17 protein-coding genes are annotated in these 19,777 nt (G+C 64.5%); 14 read left to right on the forward strand and 3 right to left on the reverse strand.

What is annotated here, in order from left to right; all coding sequences use genetic code 11:
• The first annotated feature begins 64 nt into the window (after positions 1-64).
• From pheS to CH292_RS20890, 12 genes are all read left to right on the forward strand, one after another.
• A complete protein-coding gene (pheS, locus tag CH292_RS20835) occupies positions 65-1,135 on the forward strand; it encodes a phenylalanine--tRNA ligase subunit alpha (RefSeq protein ID WP_020112048.1) in 1,071 nt (356 codons plus the stop codon).
• 52 nt (positions 1,136-1,187) lie between these two features.
• Entirely contained in the window at positions 1,188-3,674 is a 2,487-nt protein-coding gene (gene pheT / locus CH292_RS20840) for a phenylalanine--tRNA ligase subunit beta (RefSeq protein WP_094655598.1), read from the forward strand.
• 57 nt (positions 3,675-3,731) lie between these two features.
• Entirely contained in the window at positions 3,732-4,328 is a 597-nt protein-coding gene (locus tag CH292_RS20845) for a hypothetical protein (protein WP_020112050.1), read from the forward strand.
• Positions 4,329-4,371: 43 nt separating this feature from the next.
• On the forward strand, positions 4,372-5,427 hold the full coding sequence (gene argC, locus CH292_RS20850; RefSeq protein ID WP_019665803.1) for an N-acetyl-gamma-glutamyl-phosphate reductase: 1,056 nt from the start codon (positions 4,372-4,374) through the stop codon (positions 5,425-5,427).
• The gene (argJ, locus tag CH292_RS20855) at positions 5,424-6,650 is read left to right on the forward strand and encodes a bifunctional glutamate N-acetyltransferase/amino-acid acetyltransferase ArgJ (RefSeq protein WP_019665802.1); all 1,227 of its coding nucleotides are present in this window, start codon (positions 5,424-5,426) and stop codon (positions 6,648-6,650) included. Before argC ends, argJ begins: the two co-directional genes overlap by 4 nt.
• Entirely contained in the window at positions 6,647-7,549 is a 903-nt protein-coding gene (argB, locus tag CH292_RS20860; RefSeq protein ID WP_037180686.1) for an acetylglutamate kinase, read from the forward strand. The genes argJ and argB overlap by 4 nt, the downstream gene beginning before the upstream one ends.
• The gene (locus CH292_RS20865) at positions 7,546-8,745 is read left to right on the forward strand and encodes an acetylornithine transaminase (protein WP_020112054.1); all 1,200 of its coding nucleotides are present in this window, start codon (positions 7,546-7,548) and stop codon (positions 8,743-8,745) included. Before argB ends, CH292_RS20865 begins: the two co-directional genes overlap by 4 nt.
• Before the next feature lies 1 nt (position 8,746).
• Complete coding sequence (gene argF / locus CH292_RS20870; protein WP_094655599.1) at positions 8,747-9,682, forward strand: ornithine carbamoyltransferase; 936 nt, start codon at positions 8,747-8,749, stop codon at positions 9,680-9,682.
• On the forward strand, positions 9,679-10,194 hold the full coding sequence (locus CH292_RS20875) for an arginine repressor (protein WP_019665798.1): 516 nt from the start codon (positions 9,679-9,681) through the stop codon (positions 10,192-10,194). The genes argF and CH292_RS20875 overlap by 4 nt, the downstream gene beginning before the upstream one ends.
• A gap of 25 nt (positions 10,195-10,219) precedes the next feature.
• Positions 10,220-11,659 (forward strand): argininosuccinate lyase, encoded by a 1,440-nt coding sequence (gene argH, locus CH292_RS20880; protein WP_027498866.1) that lies wholly within the window; start codon positions 10,220-10,222, stop codon positions 11,657-11,659.
• A gap of 113 nt (positions 11,660-11,772) precedes the next feature.
• Entirely contained in the window at positions 11,773-14,793 is a 3,021-nt protein-coding gene (locus CH292_RS20885; RefSeq protein WP_019665796.1) for an AMP-binding protein, read from the forward strand.
• A 74-nt stretch (positions 14,794-14,867) separates the two neighbouring features.
• Positions 14,868-15,074 (forward strand): Trm112 family protein, encoded by a 207-nt coding sequence (locus CH292_RS20890; RefSeq protein WP_026347891.1) that lies wholly within the window; start codon positions 14,868-14,870, stop codon positions 15,072-15,074.
• Positions 15,075-15,077: 3 nt separating this feature from the next.
• Here CH292_RS20890 and CH292_RS20895 read toward each other — a convergent pair whose 3' ends face one another.
• The 3 genes from CH292_RS20895 to CH292_RS20905 are packed head-to-tail and all read right to left on the reverse strand — an operon-like array spanning position 15,078 to position 17,181.
• Positions 15,078-15,686 (reverse strand): TetR family transcriptional regulator, encoded by a 609-nt coding sequence (locus CH292_RS20895; RefSeq protein WP_027498867.1) that lies wholly within the window; start codon positions 15,684-15,686, stop codon positions 15,078-15,080.
• On the reverse strand, positions 15,683-16,438 hold the full coding sequence (locus CH292_RS20900; RefSeq protein WP_037142005.1) for an ABC transporter permease: 756 nt from the start codon (positions 16,436-16,438) through the stop codon (positions 15,683-15,685). Before CH292_RS20900 ends, CH292_RS20895 begins: the two co-directional genes overlap by 4 nt.
• Positions 16,435-17,181, reverse strand: a complete 747-nt coding sequence (locus tag CH292_RS20905) for an ABC transporter ATP-binding protein (protein WP_037160383.1) — start codon at positions 17,179-17,181, stop codon at positions 16,435-16,437. Before CH292_RS20905 ends, CH292_RS20900 begins: the two co-directional genes overlap by 4 nt.
• Before the next feature lie 13 nt (positions 17,182-17,194).
• Here CH292_RS20905 and CH292_RS20910 point away from each other — a divergent pair, with 13 nt between their 5' ends.
• Positions 17,195-17,884, forward strand: a complete 690-nt coding sequence (locus tag CH292_RS20910; RefSeq protein WP_094655600.1) for a DNA-3-methyladenine glycosylase — start codon at positions 17,195-17,197, stop codon at positions 17,882-17,884.
• A gap of 57 nt (positions 17,885-17,941) precedes the next feature.
• On the forward strand, positions 17,942-19,216 hold the full coding sequence (gene tyrS, locus CH292_RS20915; RefSeq protein WP_094655601.1) for a tyrosine--tRNA ligase: 1,275 nt from the start codon (positions 17,942-17,944) through the stop codon (positions 19,214-19,216).
• Positions 19,217-19,777 lie beyond the last annotated feature (561 nt).

Below are 19,777 nucleotides of genomic sequence, written 5' to 3' on the forward strand. Positions count from 1 at the left end.
TGTCGCTCGCCTAGAATCGTCCTTCAGGGACATCAATCCACACCATCAAGGAGTTGCAGCACTCGTGGCGAAGAAAGAAGCCGACAACGCCCAGCCGGTAGATCCGAGCGTGCTCGAGCCGGCTGCGCTCGATGCCGCCGCCGACGGGGCCGAGAAGGCTTTTGCCGCTGCTCGTGATCTGGACGAGTTGACGCAGGTGAAGATCGAGCACATCGGCAACCGGGCGCCGCTCGCGTTGGCGCAGCGTGCTCTGGGATCGATCCCGGGTGATCGGAAGGCCGATGCCGGTAAGCGAGTGAAGGTCGCGCGCGATCGCGTACAGAAGGCTTTCGATGCTCGCCGCGAGGTTCTGCTCGCCGAGCGCGATGCCGCGATCCTCGTCGCCGAGACCATCGACGTGACCCTGCCGTCGACGCGTCGTCCGGTCGGTGCTCGGCACCCGATCACGATCATTGCCGATCAAGTTGCCGACGTGTTCGTTGCGATGGGGTGGGAGGTCGAGGAAGGCCCGGAGGTCGAGACCGAGCATTTCAATTTCGACGCCTTGAACTTCTTGCCGGACCATCCTGCTCGAACGATGCAGGACACGTTCCACATCGCACCGGAGGGGTCGCGCCAGGTTCTTCGTACGCATACGTCGCCGGTGCAGGTGCGGTCGATGTTGTCGCGTGAGGTGCCCATCTACGTCGTCTGCCCTGGGCGGACGTTCCGCACCGACGAACTGGACACAACGCATACCCCGGTGTTCCATCAGGTCGAGGGCCTCGCAATCGACAAGGGTCTGACGATGGCGAACCTACGCGGCACGCTCGATGCTTTCGCTCGGGCGCTGTTCGGCGAGGAGACTCGTACTCGTATGCGGCCCAACTACTTTCCGTTCACCGAGCCGTCCGCCGAGGTCGATGTCTGGTTCCCGAAGAAGAAGGGCGGGCCGGGCTGGGTCGAGTGGGGCGGCTGCGGAATGGTCAACCCGAAGGTGCTGCGGGCCAGCGGTATCGACCCGGAGGTGTACTCGGGCTTCGCCTTCGGTATGGGTCTGGAGCGAACGCTGCAGTTCCGCAACGACATTCCCGACATGCGGGACATCGTCGAGGGTGACATTCGTTTCACCATCCCCTTCGGCGTCGACGCCTGATCTCGAGAACTGCCCTTACCGAGTTTCGATCCGTAGAAAGAGCTGAGCAGACGTGCGAGTTCCACAATCCTGGCTGACCGAGGTTCTGCAGCGCACCGCGCCGCAGTGGAAGGTGACCCCCGAAGAACTCGACGAAGGCTTCGTTCGCGTCGGCTTCGAGGTCGAGGAGTTGGAATCGCTGGACAACGTCACCGGTCCACTCGTGGTCGGTCGTGTCTCGTCGATCGAGGAGTTGACGGAGTTCAAGAAGCCGATTCGGTTCTGTCATGTCGACGTCGGCGCCGAGGAACTGCAGGAAATCGTCTGCGGTGCACGGAACTTCGCCGAAGGCGACCTTATCGTCGCAGCCCTGCCGGGAAGTGTGCTGCCCGGAGGATTCGCGATCGCGGCCCGTAAGACGTACGGCAAGACGTCCAACGGCATGATCTGTTCGACGGCGGAACTCGGGTTGGGGCGTGACTCGTCGGGAATCCTGGTGTTGCCGGAAGGCACCGCAGCTCCCGGTGACGACGCCAAGGCCGTGCTGGGGCTCGACGACGCGGTGATCGAGTTGAACGTGACACCCGACCGCGGATACGCATTCTCCGTCCGAGGGCTGGCTCGGGAGCTCGCGAGCAGCTTCGATCTGGAGTTCGCGGATCCAGCAGCTGGGCCGGTACAGAACAACGAGGCCGATACGTGGCCCACTACGGTCGAGGCCGATTCCGGGGCGACCCGATTCGCGCTGCGCAAGGTCAGCGGCATCGATCCGAGCGCGACGACTCCGTGGTGGTTGCAGCGCAGGCTGCTGCTGGCGGGCATCAGGCCGATCTCGGCTGCGGTGGACGTCACCAACTACGTGCTGCACGAGTTGGGTCAGCCGCTGCATGCGTTCGACGCGAACAAGCTGAGCGGCGGAATCGTCGTCCGGCGGGCCGAGGCAGGGGAGAAGCTGACCACGCTCGACGACGTGAAGCGCACTCTCGACGCCGAGGACGTCGTGATCGCCGACGATTCAGGTGCGATTTCTCTTGCAGGTGTCATGGGTGGTGCGTCCACAGAGGTCGACGACAACACTGTCGACGTGATTCTCGAGGCAGCGACGTTCGATCCTCTCGCGGTGTTCCGTACAGGTCGCAGGCACAAACTGTCCAGTGAAGCGAGCAAGCGCTTCGAGCGCACTGTCGACTCGGCGCTGCCCGTGGCTGCGTTGGATCGTGCGGCGCAGTTGCTCGTCGAGATCGCCGGAGGTCGCGTCGAGTCGGTGTTGACCGATATCGGGGAGCCGCACACGTTCGACGCCGTTCGTATGGATCTCGATCTACCTGATCGTGTCGCCGGGGTCGCGTACCCGAACGGCACGGCCGCTCGACGTCTGACCCAGATCGGGTGCGATGTCGAGGTCGGTGTCAGCGCGTCGGGCCACGGCGAGCTGGTCGTGACTCCGCCGACGTGGCGTCCGGACCTGCAGCAACCTGCCGATCTCGTCGAGGAGGTCCTGCGTCTGGAGGGGCTGGAGCAGATCCCGTCGGTGCTCCCGACGGCTCCGGCCGGGCGCGGTCTGACGGCCACTCAGAAGCGCAAACGCGCTGTCGGCAAGTCGCTCGCGTTCGCCGGCTTCGTCGAGGTGCTGCCGACGGTCTTCCTGCCGACCGGGGTGTTCGACACGTGGGGACTGCCCGCCGACGATGTTCGTCGCCGGACCACCTCGGTTCTGAACCCGCTGGAAGCGGACCGTCCCGAGCTCGCGACGACGGTGTTGCCCGGCTTGTTGGAGATATTGGCGCGCAACGTCAACCGTGGGCAGCGGGATCTGGCGTTGTTCGGCATCGCTCAGGTCGTTCGCCCCGGTGATCACACGGTTCCGGTCGATGCGCTAGCGGTGCACGCGCGTCCGAGCGACGAGGAGATCGCTCACTTGCGCGGGTCGCTTCCGGACCAGCCTGTGTTCGTCGGTGCTGTGCTGACCGGCCAGCGCGATCCTTCGGGTCCGTGGGGACCGGGGCGCGCAGCCGATGCGTCCGACGCGTTCGCGGCGGCTCGGACGGTCGCGGCGGCCGCCGGTGTGCAGTTGGAGTTCCGTGCGGCGCAGCACCTTCCGTGGCATCCCGGTCGCTGTGCTGAACTACTGGTCGACGGCGTTGTGGTGGGGCATGCGGGTGAGTTGCATCCGGCGGTGCTCGAACGAGCGGACCTGCCGGCGCGCACGTGTGCTGTCGAGTTGAATCTCGATGCTCTCCCGATCGTCGAGTCTCTTCCGGCTCCGATCGTGTCGCCGTTCCCTGCGGTTCTTCAGGATGTCGCCGTGGTCGTCGAGCGATCGGTCCCGTCGGCCGATGTCGAAGCTGCGCTGCGCGCAGGTGCGGGTGACCTTCTCGAGAGCATCAGACTGTTCGACGTGTTCGAAGGTGAGCAGGTCGGTGCGGACCGGAAGTCCTTGGCATTTGCGTTGGTGTTCCGCGGTAGCGACGGAACGTTGACCGAAGCGCAGGCCACCGAGGCGCGCGACGCTGCCGTCGCCGCTGCGAAGAATGCAGTCGGGGCCGAACTGCGAGGCTGAGCGGTGTCGAGTCCGTAGCCTGGTGTCGTACGACTTTCCTACTGCTCAGGAGGAAGTATGACCACGGACGATCGAACCGACGTAGCGGTACTGCGCGAGGTGCTCGCCGCGGTGGGCGGGCGCCCGGCACTTGGACCCGTCCACGCGGCGGCGTCGGCGCTGCTGGCGGAACTGGATACAGCGAACACGGACCCGTCGACGGTTCCGCCCGGTGACATTCCCGACGTGGATGTCCCGCACACGACGAAGCCTCACATCGACCAGCCGTTGGGGGATCCACAGGAATCGAGCCCGCGGTACGACCCGACCGGTCCCGGAGATTCTCCGCTGGGCGGGACTCCGACGGAGATTCCTCGGCCGGGCGTCATCGACGCCGAGCTGGTGGACGACAGCGCTATCGACGGCGCCATCGGCGGGGGCGTGAGTTCTGGTTTCTCCAACCACGATTCGCCGACGGGTTTCACCGATCAGGGTGTCCCGACATGGGACAGTGTTCGAGACAAGGTCGAGAGTCGTTCGACGACGGCGTTGGGTCGCGAGGAGTTGGATCACGGGACGCCTGCGGGTCGCACGCTCGACGAGCAGTGGAACGAGCGTGAGGCTGCGGGTCGGAAGAAGCTGGACGAGATCCGGCGGTCCATGAAGGACGGGTGACCCCGCTCCTGAATGAGCTTGCATGGTGATGCATAATCATCGTATGAACGATCGGAATGGTGCGCCTCTGCGGATTGCCGTCGCGGGCGCCAGTGGATACGCAGGCGGCGAGATTCTGCGACTGTTGCTCGGTCATCCGGGCGTGCAGTCGGGACGTATCGTCATTGGATCTCTCACCGCGGGTGGCAATGCGGGCGCCTCGCTGGGCGAGTTCCATCCGCACCTGCTTCCCCTCGCGGACCGCGTTCTCGGTGAGACCACGCTGTCGGAACTCGAAGGACACGACGTCGTCTTCCTGGGCTTGCCGCACGGCAAGTCCGCGGAGATCGCGCAACAACTTCCTGAGTCCGTCGTGATCATCGACTGTGGCGCAGATTTCCGGTTGTCCGACGCCTCGGCCTGGGAGAAGTACTACAAGTCGCCGCACGCGGGCACGTGGCCGTACGGGTTGCCCGAGCTTCCCGGCCATCGTGAGAAGCTGATCGGAGCTACCCGGATCGCAGTGCCGGGGTGCTATCCGACGGTGTCGAGTCTTGCGCTCGCCCCTGCGGTGGCGGCGGGGATCGTCGAGCCGCGGGTGAACGTGGTGGCTGTCAGCGGCTCGTCGGGTGCGGGCCGTGCCCCCAAGGCGGATCTGCTCGGGTCGGAAGTGATGGGATCGGTTCGGGCGTACGGCGTGGCGGGTGCGCACCGGCACAATCCCGAGATCGTGCAGAACCTGTCGGCGCTGTCGCCGGAGCCGGTGTCCGTGTCGTTCACGCCCGTCCTGGCGCCGATGCCGCGGGGAATTCTGGCCACGTGCACCGCGCGGACCACGGCGACCGAGGCGCAGGCCGTCGAGGTGTACGAGAAGGCTTATGCTGCAGAGCCGTTCGTCCATGTGCTCTCGTCGGGGAGGTTGCCGCAAACGGGCGCGGTGATCGGATCCAACGCGGTGCAGCTCAGTGTGTCGGTGGACGCCGACGCCGGGCTGCTCGTCGTCATCGCTGCCATCGACAATCTGACCAAGGGGACGGCAGGCGCTGCGGTCCAATCCATGAATCTGGCTCTCGGACTGCCCGAGACCGACGGACTTTCGACTGTAGGAGTCGCACCGTGAGCAGTTCTACCGAAGCGGCGGAGCCTCAGGGCAAGCTTGTCCGGAATCAGGGTGTCACTGCGCCCGCCGGATTCAAGGGCGCCGGTATCGCGGCGGGTATCAAAGTCAGTGGCAAGTCCGACCTCGCGCTCGTGTTCAACGAAGGGCCCGACACGGCTGCGGCGGGTGTCTTCACTCGAAACAAGGTGAAGGCTGCGCCGGTGCTGTGGTCCCAGCAGGTGCTGACCGCGGGCAAGCTCCGTGCGGTGATTCTCAATTCCGGTGGGGCCAATGCCTGTACCGGCGCGGGCGGATTCCAGGACACGCACCGGACGGCCGAAGAGGTCGCGTCGGCGTTGAGCAATTGGGGTACCGAGACCGGTGCCGGTGAAGTCGCGGTCTGTTCGACGGGTCTGATCGGCGATCGGTTGCCGATGGACAAGTTGATTCCCGGTGTCACCGACGTGGTGCACGAGTTGGCGGGCGGTATCTCGGGCGGAACGGATGCCGCGTACGCGATCATGACAACCGATACGGTGCCCAAGCAGGCTGCCTTCCATCACGTCGACAAATGGAACGTCGGCGGAATGGCCAAGGGCGCGGGCATGCTTGCTCCTTCCCTGGCGACGATGCTCAGTGTTGTCACCACCGATGCCGTCGCAACGGCCGAGCAGTTGGACACCGCGTTGCGGAACGCGACCCGACTGTCCTACGACCGCCTCGATGTCGACGGGGCCACCTCCACCAACGACACAGTTCTGCTGCTCTCGTCGGGAGCCAGTGGTGTCGCGCCGAGCCAGGACGCACTGAACGCTGCGGTACTGGCGGTGTGCGACGATCTGGCCGATCAGTTGATGGCGGATGCCGAAGGCGTCACGAAGCGGGTGAAGGTCACGGTCTCCGGGGCTGCGTCGGAGGACGATGCTCTGGTCGGTGCGCGCACGGTGGCACGGGACAGCCTGGTCAAGACGGCTCTGTTCGGATCCGATCCCAACTGGGGCCGCGTGCTCGCAGCGATCGGCATCGCGCCGATCGAGCTGGACCCGAACCGTATCACCGTGTCGTTCAACGGAAGTCCGGTCTGCGTCGACGGTGTCGGAGCGCCCGGTGCCCGTGATGTCGATCTGTCCGGTGAGGACATCGAGGTTCGGATCGATCTCGGAATCGGAGACTCCGTCGTCACGATTCGCACGACCGACCTTTCCCACGGGTATGTCGAAGAGAACTCGGCGTACTCGTCGTGACCGAACTCGACCTGACGGCGTCGCAGAAGGCGCACACGCTGGCCGGTGCCTTGCCGTGGCTGCAGAAGTTCAACGACAAGATCGTCGTCGTCAAGTACGGCGGGAACGCGATGATCGACGAGGAACTCAAGCGCGCATTCGCCGAGGACATGGTCTTTCTCCGAACCGTCGGATTGCATCCCGTGGTGGTGCACGGCGGCGGGCCTCAGATCAACGCGATGCTGGCCAGGCTGGGCATGACCGGTGAATTCCGTGGTGGATTCCGCGTCACGACGCCCGAGGTGATGGATATCGTTCGGATGGTTCTGTTCGGCCAGGTCGGACGCGAACTCGTCGGTCTGATCAACAGTCACGGGCCGTACGCCGTAGGAATCTCCGGTGAGGATGCGCATCTGTTCACGGCGTCCAAGCGTTCGGTGATGGTCGACGGTTCGCCGACCGACATCGGACTCGTCGGCGATGTCACGTCGGTGAATCCCGACGCGGTACTCGATCTCATTGCGGCAGGAAGGATTCCGGTGGTGTCGACCATCGCTCCCGACGCCGAGGGCGTCGTGCACAACATCAACGCGGACACCGCTGCCGCTGCGCTGGCCGAGGCGATCGGCGCGGAGAAGCTCGTCGTGCTCACCGATGTCGAAGGGCTGTACACGAATTGGCCGGATCGGTCGTCGTTGACGTCGGAGATCGACGTGGATTCACTGACTGCTCTGCTGCCCTCGCTCGATGCCGGGATGGTTCCCAAGATGGAGGCGTGCCTGCGAGCGGTTCAGGGTGGTGTGCCGTCTGCACACGTCATCGACGGTAGGGTTCCGCATTCGGTACTGGTGGAACTGTTCACAGGCGAGGGCATCGGCACGATGGTGTCGGCGCCGGAACTATCAGGGGAGCATTCATGACCGAGCACACCACGACCCTCGACCTCCAGTCCCGGTGGTCGAATTCCTTGATGGACAACTACGGTGTGCCACGCGTTGCTCTGGTGCGCGGTGAGGGCGCTGTGGTGACCGACGCCGACGGCAAGCAGTACCTCGACCTGCTCGCCGGCATCGCCGTCAACATTCTCGGCCATGCGCATCCCGCTGTGGTCGACGCGGTCACGACCCAGCTGTCGACGCTCGGGCACACCTCGAACCTGTATGCGACCGAGCCGGGTATCGCGCTCGCCGAGCAGTTGCTGTCCCATCTGGGTGCGAGCGTGCACGGACGAGTGTTCCTGTGCAATTCCGGTACCGAGGCCAACGAAGCAGCGTTCAAGATTGCGCGATTGACCGGTCGGCCCAAGATCATTGCCGCGGAGAAGGCGTTTCACGGGCGAACGATGGGTGCGCTCGCCTTGACGGGTCAGCCGGACAAGCGCGTGCCGTTCGAGCCGATGCCCGCCGGCGTGGAGCACGTGCCGTACGGAGATGTCGCCGCACTGGAGGCCGCGGTGGATTCGGACACTGCGGCAGTCTTCCTGGAACCGATCATGGGCGAGGGCGGTGTCGTGGTGCCGCCGGAGGGCTATCTGCTCGCCGCACGGGAGATCACGGCGCGGCACGGAGCACTGCTGATCCTCGACGAGGTGCAGACGGGCATCGGGCGGACCGGATGGTTCTACGCGCATCAGGCCGTCGGCATCGTCCCCGATGTCATCACGCTGGCGAAGGGGCTCGGCGGGGGACTGCCGATCGGTGCGTGCATCGGAATCGGCGAGGCAGCCGCGCTGCTCCATCCGGGCAAGCACGGTACGACCTTCGGTGGAAATCCGGTGTGCGCATCGGCCGCGCTCGCCGTGCTTCGGACTCTCGCCGAGGACGACCTGGTGTCCCACGCCGACAGGTTGGGAAAGGTGATCACGCATTCCATCGAGGAGTTGCACCACCCGCTGATCGATCACGTCCGCGGATCCGGTCTTCTGCTGGGTGTGGTGCTGACCAAGGCTGTCGCAGCCAAAGCCGAAGCAGCTGCTCGTGATGCAGGCTTCCTGATCAATGCCGCCCAGCCCGACGTTCTGCGCTTGGCCCCGCCACTGGTCCTCACCGAGGAACAGGCGGCGTCGTTCGTCGCGGCATTGCCCACAATTCTCGACACTGCCGACGAAACGGATTGACATGGCACTGAAGAACTTTCTCAGGGACGACGATCTCTCGCCGCAAGAGCAGGCCGAGGTGTTGGCGCTCGCAGCAGAACTCAAGCGCGCACCGTTCTCCAAGCGGCCGTTGGAGGGACCGCAGGGCGTCGGCGTCATCTTCGAGAAGAACTCCACCCGCACCCGCTTCTCGTTCGAGATCGGAATCGCGCAGCTCGGTGGTCATGCTGTGGTCGTCGACGGGCAGAGCACTCAGCTCGGACGTGAGGAGACGCTGCAGGACACCGGGCGTGTGCTGTCGCGTTACGTGGAGGCAGTCGTCTGGCGCACGTTCGGGCAGAAACGACTCGAGCAGATGGCCACCGGAGCGACGGTGCCGATCGTGAATGCGCTGTCCAACGAGTTCCATCCGTGCCAGGTTCTCGCCGATCTGCAGACTCTGGCCGAGCGGAAGGGCGAGTTGAAGGGACTCGAACTCGCGTATTTCGGTGACGGTGCCAACAACATGGCGCATTCGCTGTTGCTGGGTGGTGTCACCGCGGGTATCGACGTGACCATCGCTGCGCCTCGTGAATTCGCGCCGCTGCCCGCTGTGGTCGAGGCGTCTCGTGCGCGCGCCGAGATCACCGGCGCACGTATCACGCTCACCGAGGACCCGTACGAAGCCGCGGAGGGGGCCGACGCCCTCGTCACCGACACGTGGACGTCGATGGGTCAGGAGAACGACGGTCTCGACCGCGTCGCCCCGTTCAGGCCGTACCGGATCGACGCCGAGCTGCTGTCCAAAGCCAAGTCCGATGCCGTTGTGCTGCACTGTCTTCCCGCGCATCGCGGCGAGGAGATCACCGACGAGGTGCTCGACGGCCCGCAGAGCGTGGTGTGGGACGAGGCCGAGAACCGTCTGCACGCACAGAAGGCGCTGCTGGTCTGGTTGCTCGAGCAGGCACGACGACCGTGAGCGAGGACGTGTCGTCGGTTCCGTTGACTGCTTCGACTCGGGCGGGGAGGCAGGCGCGGATCGTTGCGCTGCTGTCGAACCACCAGGTCCGCAGTCAGCCGGAACTGGCGACGCTGTTGGCGTCGGAGGGCATCGATGTCACCCAGGCGACGCTGTCGAGGGATCTCGACGAGTTGGGTGCCGTCAAGCTGCGTGCGGCCGACGGTGGCGTCGGGGTGTACGTGGTGCCCGAGGACGGTAATCCGGTGCGCGGGGTTTCAGGGGGGACCGACAGGTTGACCCGGCTGCTCGGTGAGCTGCTTGTGTCGACCGATTCGAGCGGCAATCAGGCCGTACTGCGGACCCCACCCGGGGCTGCGGGATACCTGGCGAGCGCGCTCGACCGGGCGTCGCTACGAGAGATCGTCGGGACCGTCGCCGGAGACGACACGATCTTCGTGATCGCGCGAGAACCGATCACCGGCAGCGAACTTGCGGACAAGATCGAGAAATTGGCCCGACGTGCCGAATGATCCGAACGATGTGGAAAGCAGAACTGTGAGCGAACAGCACGGAACCAACGAAGGATCGCTGTGGGGCGGACGGTTCGCGTCCGGTCCGGCCGAGGCGATGGCGGCACTGAGCAAGTCGACGCACTTCGACTGGGTGTTGGCCCCGTACGACATTCGGGCGTCGATGGCACACGCGCGCGTGTTGAACGGTGCGGGATTGTTGACGGCGGCGGACCTCGAGACGATGCTCGACGGTTTGTCTCGGCTGGCCGAGGACGTCGCTTCCGGTGAGTTCGCTGCCGCGGAGTCCGACGAAGATGTCCACGGAGCGCTCGAGCGGGGATTGATCGACAGGGTCGGTCCCGAGGTCGGAGGGAGGCTTCGGGCCGGACGCTCGCGCAACGACCAGGTGGCGACTCTGTTCAGGATGTGGCTGCGCGACGCTGTCCGGCGGGTCTCGGCAGGGGTCCTCGACGTCGTCGACGCCTTGGCCACGCAGGCTGCTGCGCACCCGGCTGCGGTCATGCCGGGCAAGACGCATTCGCAGGCCGCGCAACCGGTGCTGCTGGCCCACCATCTCCTGGCGCACACCCATCCTCTGTTGCGTGACGTCCAGAGGTTCCAGGATTTCGATCGCCGAGCCGCGGTGTCGCCGTACGGTTCGGGGGCCTTGGCGGGCTCGTCGCTTGGTCTGAGCCCGGAGAAGATCGCAGCCGAGTTGGGCTTCGATTCGTCGGCCGAGAATTCGATAGACGCGACCTCGTCACGTGACTTCGCGGCGGAAGCGTCGTTCGTGCTCGCGATGACCGCGGTCGATCTGTCGCGTCTCGCGGAGGAAATCGTGTCGTGGAGTACCCCGGAGTACGGCTACGTGACGCTCGCCGACGCGTGGTCGACGGGCAGCTCGATCATGCCGCAGAAGAAGAACCCCGACGTCGCGGAATTGACGCGCGGAAAGACGGGTCGGCTCATCGGTAATCTCACCGGCCTGTTGGCGACTCTGAAGGCACAGCCGTTGGCTTACAACCGGGATCTGCAGGAGGACAAGGAGCCGGTCTTCGATTCGGTGGCGCAGCTCGAGCTGTTGCTGCCCGCTCTCGCCGGATTGGTCGGGACGCTGGAGTTCCATGTGGATCGGTTGGCCGAGCTCGCGCCCGCAGGCTTCACGTTGGCGACGGATATCGCCGAGTGGATGGTGAGGCAGGGTGTTCCGTTCCGGGTGGCGCACGAGGCGGCCGGGGCGTGCGTTCGTGTTGCGGAGGGGCGCGGCGTCGGGTTGGAGGAGTTGACGGACGAGGAGTTGTCGTCGATCGATCCGTCGTTGACGCCGGCGGTTCGCGAGGTCCTGACCGTCGAGGGTTCCATTTCGTCGCGAGATTCTCGGGGCGGCACGGCTGCTGTGCAGGTGGCGAGCCAGCTCGGTGGTGTGCGGTCGACTGCGGAGAAGGCTCGCGCGTGGCTCGCCGACGGAATTCCTGCTCGCTGACAGAGAAATAAATCAGGCGCGCCGGATTCGAAGGGGTTCGGTATGAGAAGCTTCTGACGGGTCGGTGAGTGGCCGGTTCGAGCGGGGACAAGCGTCGAACGCAGGAGTGTGTTGTGGTGGGACTGAACGCAGACGCGATCCGCGGGCCGTTGCGGCGTGCGGTGGCGACTGCACAGAACGGCCTCGAAGTGATCCGTCTCGGCGGTCTGGAGACCGAGGTCGATCCGTCGCCGTTCAAGGTCGTCGATCGTGAGCCGATGTACCGGCTCCGTCGGTATTTCGCCGACGACGCCGACGAGGGTTCGAAGCCTCCGGTCGTGCTGGTGCCGCCGATGATGGTGTCGGCCGATGTGTACGACGTGACGACCGAGAACGGCGCTGCCGGCATTCTTCACGACATGGGCCTCGATCCGTGGGTGGTGGACTTCGGTTCGCCCGACACGGAGGAAGGCGGGTGGAGCCGGACTCTGGCGGATCATGTTGTCGCGATCAGCGAGGTGGTGGACAAGGTCCACACGATCACCGGCCGCGACGTCCACCTCGGCGGGTACTCGCAGGGCGGGATGTTCTGTTACCAGGCTGCGGCGTATCGGAGTGGCCGAAATCTGGCGAGTCTCATCACGTTCGGGGCGCCGGTGGACACGTTGGCGGCGTTGCCACTGGGTATTCCGGCCGGTGTGGCGACCAAGGGTGCCGAGTTTCTGGCGGATCACGTGTTCACTCGGATGGACGTCTCCGGGTGGATGGCACGGACCGGGTTCCAATTGTTGGATCCGGCGAAGACGGTGCGGTCTCGACTCGACTTCCTCCGGCAGCTGCACGACCGTGATGCGTTGTTGCCTCGCGAGCCGCAGAGGCGTTTTCTGGCGATGGACGGCTGGGTTGCGTGGTCCGGCCCGGCTGTGGCCGAGTTGTTGAAGCAGTTCGTGGTGCACAACCGCATGATGACGGGTGGATTCGTCATCAAGGATCGGTTGCTGACGCTGTCCGAGTTGTCGGTTCCGGTTCTCGCGTTCGTAGGCGAGGTCGACGACATCGGCCAGCCGTTGGCGGTGCGCGGCATCAAGCGTGCGGCGCCACGTGCGGAGATCTTCGAAAGCACTTTGCGTGCCGGTCACTTCGGGTTGGTGGTCGGCACCACCGCCGCGGCGCAGACGTGGCCTACAACGGGCGAGTGGATACGGTGGCGGGAAGGGCTGGGGGAGCAGCCATCCGGCGTGCACGAGATGGTGTACGACGAACATCCCGATTCCGAAAGCGGTGTGTCGGTCAGCAATCGAATCATTCATACGGCCGCGTCCATCGCGGAGGTGGGTGTCGGAGTAGGCCGCGGGCTCGCGGCAGCGGCGACGGGAGCGGTGAGAGGTACCCGCGAGATGTCGTCGGAGGCTGTGCGCACGTTGCCACGACTGGCGCGTCTCGGTCAGATGCAGGCGCATTCGACGGTGTCGTTGGGCAGGCTCATCGCTGATCAGGGACGTCGGTCGCCGTCGGGTGAGTGCTTCCTGTTCGACGATCGAGTCCACACGTACGAGGCCGTCAACGTCCGCATCGACAACGTCGTGAAGGGCCTTGTCGTCTCCGGCATCCGGCCGTCGGCGCGCATCGGTGTGCTCATGGAGACCCGTCCTAGCGCGCTGGCGGCCGTGGCCGCGTTGTCCAGAATCGGCGCAGTAGCAGTTCTGCTTCCTCCGGGCGGCAACCTCGAGAGCGCCCTGAGGGCGGTGGACGTCGACACCGTCGTCACCGACCCGGAGAACTTGAAGTCTGCGACGACCGTCGCCGCCAACGTTCTCGTTCTGGGTGGTGGTGACGCTCGTCAGCTGGACGTACCGACCGGGGCGGACGTCACCGACCTCGAAGCCGTCGATCCGGATTCGGTGCGGTTGCCTGCGTGGTTCGAGCCCAATCCGGGCCGCGCGAGGGAACTTGCGATGGTGCTGTTCACGGCAACGGATCGGGGCCTCGAGCCTCGCTACATCACCAACCACAGATGGGCGCTGTCGGCGTACGGAACCGCCACCGCGGCCGGGCTGAGTTCCGGAGACACGGTGTACTGCCTTGCTCCTCTTCATCATTCGGCGGGATTGTTGGTGAGTGTCGGTGGTGCGCTCGCCGGCGGGTCGCGTATTGCCCTGTCGCGGGGTCTCGACCCGGTTCGGTTCTCCGGTGAGGTTTCTCGCTATGGCGTGACCGTCATCAGCTACACCTGGGCGATGATGCAGAGCATCCTCGACGACGATCATCTCGATGTCGACCTCCGGCACGCGGTCCGTTTGTTCATCGGATCGGGAATGCCTGTCGGGCTGTGGAAACGAACGATGGAGCGTTTCTCGCCCGCTCGTGTTCTCGAGTTCTATGCCTCCACCGAGAACGACATCATCCTGGCCAACGTGGGTGGTTCGAAGATCGGATCGAAGGGCCGCCCGTTGCCGGGAAGTGCACGGGTGGCTCTGGCTGCCTACGACCCCATCACCGGGAGGTTGGAGGAGGACGACAACGGTTTCGTTCGGCTGTGCAAGGACGGCGAGGTCGGTTTGCTCCTCGGGCGTCCGAGCAACGAGGGCGAGGTCACAAGTCCTTTGATGCGGGGCGTGTTCGAGCCCGGTGATTCGTGGATTCCCACCGAGAACCTGTTTCGACGGGATTCCGACGGAGATTTCTGGCTGGTGGACCGCAAGGACACCGTCGTGAAGACACCTCGCGGGCCGGTGTTCACCCAACCCATCATCGATGCGTTCGGGGAGATTCCGCAGGTTCGATCCGTCGTCGTGTACGGAGTGGACATCGGTGGCAGTGCCGATTCGTCCCGGCGACTCGACCATGCCGACGAGGTCGCGATCTGCGGCATCTCGGTGCGGAAGGACAGCACGGTGCCGGGTAAGGCGATCACCGACGCCATGGGCGTGCTGCTGCCGAGCCAGCGTCCGGACATCGTTCATCTCGTCGATGCGATTCCGCTGGGGCGGGCGTATCGGCCACGGGAAACCGAACTACGAAAGTCTCGTATCCCAACGCCGAGTGCTCGGACCTGGTATTACGACGAGGAATCCAGTACCTACAAGCGGTTGACCAAAGCGATTGCCGCGCAACGCTTCGGCACCGACAGTGTGGCCGACGTCGGAACGGACTGAGCTCTGCTACGTGCGGTGGGTAAGGTTTCGGACGATCCCCGTGCGAATCGGTGACAGACGAAAGTGAGAAATCGGTGGCAATCGATCAGACACTGCTGAGCATCCTCGCGTGCCCTGTCGACAAGGGCCCGCTGTTGCTGGTGGAGGACGAGCTGCTCTACAACCCGCGGCTGCGTCGGGCATATCCGATCGAGAACGGTATCCCGGTCCTGCTCGTCGACGACGCGAGGGATGTGGACGACGCCGAGCACGAGTCGATTCTGGCTCGCGCTCGATCCTGATCGTCAGGGGACGAAGTCGGGCAGTTCACCGGCGAGATAGTGCTGCAACGTCGGTGCTGTCAGCGCCACCACGCGGTGCGCGGGCATCGAGGCGAGCGGTTCGATGCTCAGGATGTGGCGGGTGAGCAGTAGACCGGACATCTGGGAGGCAACGAGCGCGACTCGCAGAGGGCCGGACCCGACGGGTTCGTCGACTCTGTGTGCGATGTCGTCGAGCACGACGTGCATCAGAAAGGTCTTGATCAGGCCTACGTCGGCGCCTGCGATCAGTGAACGAAACGTGGCGACGACGGCCTGGCCGTTCTCGGAGTCCCAGACGGCAAGAATCGCAGTGAGTAGCGCCTCACCGAGCCGATCGGTGTCGGCGGCCAGGACTGGACGAAGTACTACCGTCGGATCGGTCGGCAGGGCGATCGACGCTACGAAGAGGTCTCGTTTGGTCCCGAAGTAGTGGTGCACGAGGGCGGAGTCGACGCCGGCGTCCGCGGCGATCGATCGGATCGAAGTCTTGTCGAAACCTGTAGCGGCGAAACGTGTTCGAGCGACTCTCAGTATCTCGTCGCGCGTGTCCGGTCGGCCCGGTCGTCGTCCCGTCCGTGCTCTGCCGGTCATGGTGTCCGCCGCCGCAGAGTTGCTGCTGCAGCGCACAACGCGGCGACCGTGAAGGCCAGAACGACGGCGACATCGGTGAAGAATCGCCCGGTGACGCTCGGGGCGGTAGAGATCTGGCTCAGCGCGTCGACTGCGTAACTGAGCGGCATGACGTTGCTGACGGCGTGTAGCCAGTCCGGCATCTGATTTCGGGGGACGAGTAGTCCGCACAGGAAAAGTTGCGGCACGACCACGACCGGCATGAACTGCACGGCCTGGAATTCGGTGCGAGCGAACGCGCTGCACAGCAGTCCGATCGCGACACCGAGAACGGCGCCGAGCACCGCGATCAGGAGCACCCAGGCAGGCGACCCTTCGGTGGAGAGTCCGAGCGCCCCGAACACGACCGCACAGGCCAGAAGCGACTGAACTATCGCAGCCAACGAGAAAGCCGAGGCGTATCCGGCCAGCAGATCCAGCTTGGACATCGGTGTCGTGAGCAGCCGTTCCAGTGTCCCGGAGCTGCGTTCGCGCTGCATGGCGATCGAGGTGATCAGAAACATCACTACGAACGGCAGTATTCCGAGCATGCTGACGGCAACGCGATCGAACAGCGGGGGAGCGCCCGGTGCCGTGGGAAAATCCTGGTAGAGGAAGTACAGCAGAACCATGAGCAGGGACGGGACGAGAAGGATCATCGCGACGGTTCGGTGATCGGCTCGGAGCTGACGCAGAATCCGGGTGGTCCCGGCTGCGTAGATGTGCACATTCATCGGACACCGCTTTCCGTGGTGCGAATGAGGGTCAGGAACGCGTGTTCGAGGCTCGATTCGCCCGTGCGTTGCAACAGCTCCCGGGGCGCGAGTTGTGCAAGTACCGAACCGTCGCGCATCAGGACCAGCTCGGAGCAGTGCTCGGCTTCTTCCATGACGTGGCTGGATACCAGCAGCGTCGCGCCGGAGTGGACGATGTCCTCGAATCGTGACCACAGTTCGGCTCGCAGCACGGGATCGAGCCCGACGGTGGGTTCGTCCAACACGAGTAGTTCGGGCTCGGCGACGAGCGCGCTGGCCAAGGACACGCGGCCGAGTTGCCCACCGGACAGATTTCCCGCCGGCGACGACGCATGCTCACCCAGACCCACGGAATCGATCGCGGACGAGACCGAACGGGAATCGCGTCCGTACAGCGCGGCGAAGTAGGCCACGTTGTCGCGGACCGAGAGGTCGCGGTAGACACTCGGGGCCTGGGTCACGTAGCCGACTTTGCGGCGCAGTGCTCTCGAGCCTGCCGGTTTACCCAGCACGGTGACCGTTCCCGACTCGACCACCTGGGTACCGACGATCGCTCTCATGAGTGTTGTCTTGCCGCATCCGGACGGGCCGAGCAGGCCGGTGATGTGGCCGGCGGGGATGGACATGGTCACCGCGTCGAGAACTGTGCGTTTGCCCCGCCGGACGACGAGGTTCTCGACGATGACCGCCGGATCGGGTGCGATCGTCATGGTGTCCTCCATAATTCATCGGCTGATGAATTCACTGTGTGATGAATTCAAGACCTTCCGGGTGGTCGACGTCAAGGGCTCCAAGCGCCAGGGAAAGATCAGCTGTGTGAACGCAGAGGATCTGAACTGCCATCCCGTCGAGGCCGCGCGGAACCTGCTCGGCGTCGAACTTCGATTGGAGAACGTGCGCGTGCGAGTCGTCGAAGTCGAGGCGTACGGCGGACCCGAAGGGGGACCCTGGCCGGATCCCGCTGCTCACTCCTATCGCGGCCCGACTCCGCGTAACCGCGTGATGTTCGGTTCGGCGGGACGGTTGTACGTCTATTCGAGCTACGGCATGCACCTGTGCATGAACGTCACCTGCGGTCCCGACGGTGAAGCCGCCGCAGTGTTGCTGCGAGCCGCCGAGCTGGTGGACGGTGAGGAAGCAGTACGGCGCCGGAGAGGCGACCGAGTTGCTTCCAGGAAGCTGGTCAGTGGGCCGGGTAACTTGGGGCAGGCCATCGGCGCCCAGCTCTCGGACAACGGAATGGACCTGTTCGACGGATCGTCGCGGATCGTTCTCGCCGCTGGGCGGGCCGGTCGTCCGACCGACGTGGCCGAAGGCCCGAGGGTGGGAGTCAGCAAGGCTGCCGACAGACCGTGGAGGTTCTGGATCCCGCGCTCCGACGCGGTGTCGGCGTATCGCCGGAGCCCGCGGGCGCCGGCGTCCTGACCGAGCCCGACGAGGGCGAGGTTCCTGTTCGACGTCGGATGCGGAAAGATCGGAGGCGTGAGCGAGAACATCATCGACGAATTGACCTGGCGCGGATTGATCGCGCAGTCCACCGACGTGGACGAACTGAAGAAGGCGACGTCCGACGGGCCGATCACTCTTTATGCGGGCTTCGACCCGACCGGTCCCAGCCTTCATGCAGGCCACCTCGTTCCGCTGTTAGCGCTCAAGCGTTTTCAACGTGCAGGTCACCGGCCGATTGTCCTGGCAGGCGGTGCCACCGGACTGATCGGCGATCCTCGTGACGTGGGGGAGCGGGTCATGAACTCGACCGACACCGTCCGGGACTGGGCCGACCGTATCCGCGGCCAGCTCGAGCGATTCGTCGAGTTCGACGACGGAGTTACGGGTGCGATCGTCGAGAACAACTTGAACTGGACCGGTCCGCTGTCGGCGATCGATTTCCTTCGTGACGTCGGCAAGCATTTCTCGGTGAACGTGATGCTTGCGCGGGACACGGTGAAAACGCGTCTCGAGGCCGACGGAATGTCCTACACCGAGTTCAGCTACATGCTTCTTCAGGCGAACGACTACGTCCAACTTCGTCGCACGCACGGGTGCACGCTCCAGATCGGCGGTTCGGATCAGTGGGGCAACATCATCGCCGGCGTCGAGCTCAACCGACGCAAGGACGGTGAGTCGGTCCACGCGCTGACGGTGCCCCTGGTCACGTCGGCGGACGGAAAGAAGTTCGGAAAGTCCACCGGTGGCGGAAGCCTGTGGCTCGACCCGGAAATGACCAGCCCGTACGCCTGGTACCAGTACTTCGTGAACACCGGCGATGCCGATGTCGTCAAGTACCTCCGTTGGTTCACCTTTCTCGATCAGGCCGAACTCGACCATCTCGACGAAGCGACGCGTGAACGTCCGCATGCGCGCGAGGCTCAGAAGCGACTGGCAGCCGAGATGACGACACTGGTGCACGGAGAGGCGAACACACGTGCAGTCGAGCTGGCCAGCCAAGCACTGTTCGGCCGCGCCGAACTTGCCGATCTCGACGAGTCGACGTTGGCAGCCGCGCTCGGTGAGACACCGGTAGCCGACCTCGCGCCGGGGGAGCCGTCGACGATCGTCGACTTGCTCGTCGCAACCGGTCTCTCCGAGAGCAAGGGCGCAGCACGTCGCGCAGTGAAGGAGGGCGGTGCCTCGGTCAACAACCAGAAAATCGCCGACGAGGAGTGGACGCCGTCACCCGAGGATCTGCTGCACGGCCGTTGGTTGGTCGTACGTCGGGGAAAGCGGAACTTCGCAGGTGTGCGCTTAGCTTCCTAGCACTACGGCGCCGAGGTGGTGCGAGTCACACAGGTGTGATTCGAGCGTGTGGTGGGTAGATAACTCTCTGTACGCGTCACCACCTCGGCGTTTGTCGTTCGGATTCTCGGCGACCTGGGGATTTGACGCGCAGTTTCCCGTGCCGTAACTTTTGTCGAGTCAGAGCGACACGGACACCGACTCCAGCCGAGAGGCCGGAGACAACGAGGTTGTACGGTAGCTTTTGATTGGTTTGTCCCCCAAGAGTCGGAGCTTGCATCCGAGACCAAGCTGGGATAGGCTGGAACAGTTGCCCTTGATGCTGGTAGGCGTGAGTCTGCGGGTGGAGAGTGTGTGCGTGTTCTTTGAGAACTCAACAGTGTGTCGATGAATGTCAGTGCCGAATGTTTTTGGCGCTCATGCCTTTTGGGGTGTGGGTGTGACATCTTCTTGCTTCATTCTTCCCGTCTGGGGTGAGAAGATTTTTTTTGTAGTGCTAGTTGAGTTTTTTTGCTAGTGATGTGGACTTGATGTCATTTGACTGATTCACGATCTTCGGATTGTTGTTTCTAGAGTCTTTTA

Origin of the sequence: Rhodococcus sp. 14-2470-1a (genome assembly GCF_002259425.1) — a bacterium.
Lineage (GTDB): Bacteria > Actinomycetota > Actinomycetes > Mycobacteriales > Mycobacteriaceae > Rhodococcoides > Rhodococcoides fascians_E.